We start from the raw sequence: 4,738 nt of genomic DNA, 5'->3' as shown, positions 1-4,738 counted from the left end.
AACCCGTCGCGGTAGCGGGCCCAGTAGACCTCGCGCCGGCGGGCGTCGGTGACCACCAGCACCTCGCCGGCGGTGCGCACGCCGATGGCGTCCAGGCTGCACACGCCGCGCACCGGGATGCCCAGCGCGTGCCCGTAGGCGGCGGCCGTGGCCATCCCCGCCCGCAGGCCGGTGAACGGCCCGGGGCCACAGCCCACGACGACGGCGTCCAGGTCGCCCATCGCCAGCCCGGCGTCGGCGAGGGCGGCCAGCACGTTCGGGGTGAGCCGTTCGGCGTGCGCGCGGGCGTCGACGGTGACCCGCTCGGCCAGCACGAACAGGTCGTCGCGGCGCACGATTCCGGCCGTCACGGCCGGGGTGGCGGTGTCGAGGGCCAGCAAGATACTCACGAACGGCCCCATTGCCAGGAAGCGATCCGCACGTCGGACCCGCTGAGGCGTTCCAGGCGGACGTCGAGGTGCCGCTCGGCGAGGCGTTCGACGAGGCCCTCGCCCCACTCCACGACCACCACCGCGTCGTCGAGCTCGGTGTCGAGGTCCAGCGAGTCGAGTTCGCCGAGCAGGTCGGCGCCGTCGGTGTCCAAGAGCCGGTACATGTCGACATGAATCATCGCCGGTGCGCCGGGGCGCCGCGGCGGGTGCACCCGCGCCAGCACGTACGACGGCGAGGTGACCGGCCCGTCGACGTCCATCGCCGCGGCAATCCCCTTGGCCAGCACGGTCTTTCCCGCGCCGAGCGGACCGGTGAGCACCACCACGTCCCCCGCGCGCAGCTGTTCGCCGAGCCGTGACCCCAACGCGACGGTGTCCTCGACGCGCTCCAGCGTGGCCGTGCCCTCCTGCGGTGATCGCAAGCGCGGCGAAGCCGGGCGCAGCGGGTCGCCGCCATCAAGGCTAGCCACGGCGCCACAGCCTTTCCCGCATCCAGCGGGCCGCCAGCCCGGCGCGGCCCGGGGTGGCCCGCTTCACCAGCCGGACCAGCCCGTGGTTGATCGCCTCGGGCTTGTCCAGCAGCGCGAGGTGGCTGGCGCCGGCGACGATGACCAGCTCGGACTGCGGCAGCGAGGCCGCCATCTTGCGCGAGTATTCGTCCGGCGTCAGCAGGTCGTGGTCCCCGCAGGCGATCAGGGTGGGGACGCGCAGCAGGGTCCACAGCCCGGCGGTTTCGTCGTGGTGTTCCAGGGCGTCCAGGAACTCCACCATGGTCTGGATCGGGGTGCCGTTCATCATTTGCTGCGAAAAGGCGTCCAGGCTCCGGCTGACGTGCAGGTCGCTGTAGGAGGCGGCCCGCAGGACGGGGCCGATCAGCGAGCGCGACACCGTGCGGCCGCGGTGCATCAGCTTGGGCGCGGACCGCGCGGTGAATCGGAAGGCTTCCAGCGCCGGGTTTTTCAGGATCTCGCCCAGCGGGGACCTGGCGACGCCTTCGGCCGCGGAGGAGATCAGCGCGGCCCCGACGATGCGGCGCCCGTACCGGCCGGGGAACTGGCGGGCGTGCGACAACACCGTCATGCCGCCCATGGAGTGACCGACCAGCACGACCATCCCGCGCGGCGCCACCGCCGCGAGCACGGTCTCGAGGTCCCTGCCCAGCTGGGTCAGCGTGTAGCTCTCCGGCGCGGCCTCGTCGGACCGGCCGTGGCCGCGCTGGTCGTAGAAGACCATCCGCACACCCGGGCCCAGGTGCTGCGGCAGCCGCGTCCGCTGGAAGTGGAAGGCGCCCATCCGCAAACAAAAACCGTGGACGAAGACCAGGGTCAGCGGGGCGTCCGCGGGGCCGGCCTCCCGGATCGCCAGCGACACCCCGTCGGGGGTGGTGACCAGCGAGGCGCGGTCGTCGTCGATCGTGTCGAAATCCTCGTCGGCGTAGGGGTCGTCGGCGCCGCGGGCGCGCTGGGTCATCGAGCGGCGGGCCGAGGCTCCGACGATGGTGGCGAGCGCCGTCACCCCCGCCCCGCCCGCAAGCCAGGCCCTCCCGTGCCGGCGCCTGCGGGTCTTCTCAGGGCTCAACGGTTCGTGCCTCGCGGTAGGTCCGGGTGATCCGCCCGCGCGGGCTGGTCACGACTTCGTAGTGGATGGTGCCGAGCACGTCGGCCCAGTCCTGCGCGGTGGGTTCCCCGCTGCCGCCGGGCCCGAACAGGATCGCCTCGTCGCCCTCGGCGACGTCGGTCCGGCCCGGGCCGAGGTCGACGACGAACTGGTCCATGCAGATCCGCCCGACGCCGGGCCGTCGCTTGCCGTTGATCAACACCTCCAGCCGCCCGCCCAGCGACCGGAAGACGCCGTCCGCGTAGCCGACCGGCAGCAGCGCCAACGTGGTGTCGCGCTCGGCGGTCCAGGTGTGCCCGTACGACACGCTCTCGCCCGCCCGGATCGATTTGACCAGCGCCACAGGGCATTTCACCGTCATCGCCGGCACCAGCCCCATGCCGCCGAGCTCGGGCACCGGGCTCAGTCCGTACACCGCCACGCCGGGCCGCACCAGGTCGAACGCCAGGTCGGGACGCGACATGGTGGCCGACGAGTTGGCCAGGTGCGCCACCTCGAACCGCACCCCGCTCTCGCCCGCCTGCGCCAGCATGTCGGCGAAACGTTTGGCCTGCAGATCGTTGACGGGGTTGTCCGGTTGGTCGGCGAACACCATGTGCGACATCAGCCCGCGCAGCCGGATCGCGTTCTCGGCCACGGCCCGGCGCAGCGCCGTCAGCATCGACGGGTACCGCGCCGGGTGGACGCCGTTGCGGTTAAGGCCGGTGTCGACCTTGACGGTGACGGTCGCCGCGCGGCCGGTCCGGCGCGCCGCGTCCAGCAGCTCGTCGAGCTGGCGCTCCGACGACACGGCGATCTCCACGTCGGCCAGCAGCGCGGGGCGGAAGTCGATGCCGGGCGGGTGCAACCAGGCCAGCACGGGCGCGGTGATGCCCTCTGCGCGCAGCGCCAGCGCCTCGGCGACGGTGGCCACGCCCAGCTCGGCCGCCCCGCCGGCCAGCGCCGCGCGGGCCGCCTGGGTGGCGCCGTGGCCGTAGCCGTCGGCCTTGACGACGGCCATCACCTGCGCGGCGCCGGCGTGCTCGCGCAGCAACCGCACGTTGTGCTCGATGGCGCCCAGGTCCACCAGGGCCTCGGCGAGCACGCCCGGCGTCAGGGAGGTCGGCGTAACGGCGCACCCTTTCATGGCCGCCATTGTCCCAGAAACGGTGGGGCCCGCCGTTCGGCGCCGAGAACCGCTCAGTGCGCGAAGTGCTGGGCCTCGTAGTGGCCGCCGGGTTTGAGCTTGTCCAGCGAGGTCAGGGCCGAGACGGCGTCGTCGTGCAGCGCGCGGGCCAGGTCGGCCGACAGGCCCTCGCGCACCACGATGCGCAGCACCGAGACGTCGGTGGCGTTGTCGGGCATCGTGTAGGCCGGCACCTGCCAGCCGTAGGTCCGCAGCTCGTGGGACACGTCGAACTCGGTGTAGCCGCGGTCCCCGGCGAGCCGGAAGGCGACCACCGGGATCGCCGAGCCGTCGGAGATGACCTCGCAATGGTCGCTGACCCGCAGCTGCTCGGCCAGCCACCGCGCCGTCCCGGACAGCGCCTGCATGACCTTGGTGTAGCCGTCGCGGCCGAGCCGCAGGAAGTTGTAGTACTGGCCGACCACCTGGTTGCCCGGGCGGGAGAAGTTCAGCGTGAAGGTCGGCATGTCGCCGCCGAGGTAGTTGACCCGGAACACCAGCTCCTCGGGCAGGTACTCCTTGCTGCGCCACACCACGAAGCCGACGCCGGGATAGGTCAGCCCGTACTTGTGGCCGCTGACGTTGATCGACACCACCCGGGGCAGGCGGAAGTCCCACTTGAGTTCGGGGTGCAGGAAGGGCACCACGAACCCGCCGCTGGCGGCGTCGACGTGCACCGGCACGTCCACCCCGCCGCCGGCGGCCAGCTTGTCCAGCGCGCCGCAGATCTCGGCGACCGGCTCCAGCTCGCCGGTGTAGGTGGTGCCCAGGATCGCCACGACGCCGATGGTGTCCTCGTCCACGGCGTCGACGACCTGTTCGGGGGTGATGACGTACCGCCCCTCCTCCATGGGCAGGTAGCGGGGCTCGACGTCGAAGTAGCGGCAGAACTTCTCCCACACCACCTGGACGTTGGAGCCCATCACCAGGTTGGGCCGGCGCCCCTCCCAGCCCTTGCCGACCTTGGCCCGCCACCGCCACTTCATGGCCAGCCCGCCCAGCATCACCGCCTCGCTGGAGCCGATCGTGGACACCCCGCACGCGCTGTAGGGGTCGGCGTCGTTGAGGCCGTCGGCGTGGAACAGGTCGGCCACCATGCACACGCAGCGCTGCTCGATGGCCGCGGTCGCCGGGTACTCGTCCTTGTCGATCATGTTCTTGTCGAACGTCTCGGCCATCAGCCGGCCGGCCTCGGGGTCCATCCAGGTCGTGACGAACGTGGCGAGGTTGAGCCGAGAGCTGCCGTCGAGCATCAGCTCGTCGTGGATGAAGCGGTAAGCGGCCTCGGGGTCCATCGACTCGTCGGGCATCCGCAGCGCCGGGACCGGCGCGGTGAACAGGCGGCCGGTGTAGGCGGGGGCGATCGCGTGCGCGGGCAATGACGGATGTTGGGGCACTGGGAGAATCCTCTCGGTAACGGCGCTAAATGGCGGCCAGGGCGGCCCTGATGTGCGGAACCATCCGGGACGACGACGTGGGCGCGTCACCGGGGCCGGGGTCGGCGGCCGACAACGCCGCCGCCCGC

The 4,738-nt window shown here is 72.2% G+C and carries 5 protein-coding genes; all 5 read right to left on the bottom strand.

All coding sequences use genetic code 11. The features are described 5' to 3' along the window. A partial coding sequence (gene tsaB / locus HMPREF0591_RS07810) for a tRNA (adenosine(37)-N6)-threonylcarbamoyltransferase complex dimerization subunit type 1 TsaB (protein WP_425270141.1) occupies positions 1 to 389 on the bottom strand: 389 nt, incomplete at its 3' end. Continuing rightward, entirely contained in the window at positions 386 to 874 is a 489-nt protein-coding gene (gene tsaE, locus HMPREF0591_RS07805; RefSeq protein ID WP_085981581.1) for a tRNA (adenosine(37)-N6)-threonylcarbamoyltransferase complex ATPase subunit type 1 TsaE, read from the bottom strand. The genes tsaB and tsaE, both read right to left, overlap by 4 nt. A 19-nt stretch (positions 875 to 893) precedes the next feature. Beyond that, entirely contained in the window at positions 894 to 1,946 is a 1,053-nt protein-coding gene (locus HMPREF0591_RS07800; protein WP_170826166.1) for an alpha/beta fold hydrolase, read from the bottom strand. 52 nt (positions 1,947 to 1,998) lie between these two features. Further along, on the bottom strand, positions 1,999 to 3,174 hold the full coding sequence (gene alr / locus HMPREF0591_RS07795) for an alanine racemase (protein WP_040622070.1): 1,176 nt from the start codon (positions 3,172 to 3,174) through the stop codon (positions 1,999 to 2,001). A 53-nt stretch (positions 3,175 to 3,227) separates the two neighbouring features. Next, a complete protein-coding gene (gene gad, locus HMPREF0591_RS07790; RefSeq protein ID WP_040621379.1) occupies positions 3,228 to 4,610 on the bottom strand; it encodes a glutamate decarboxylase in 1,383 nt (460 codons plus the stop codon). Positions 4,611 to 4,738: the final 128 nt, after the last annotated feature.

It is taken from the genome of Mycobacterium parascrofulaceum ATCC BAA-614 (genome assembly GCF_000164135.1).
Lineage (GTDB): Bacteria > Actinomycetota > Actinomycetes > Mycobacteriales > Mycobacteriaceae > Mycobacterium > Mycobacterium parascrofulaceum.
This window is presented reverse-complemented; position numbering and strand designations above follow the sequence as displayed.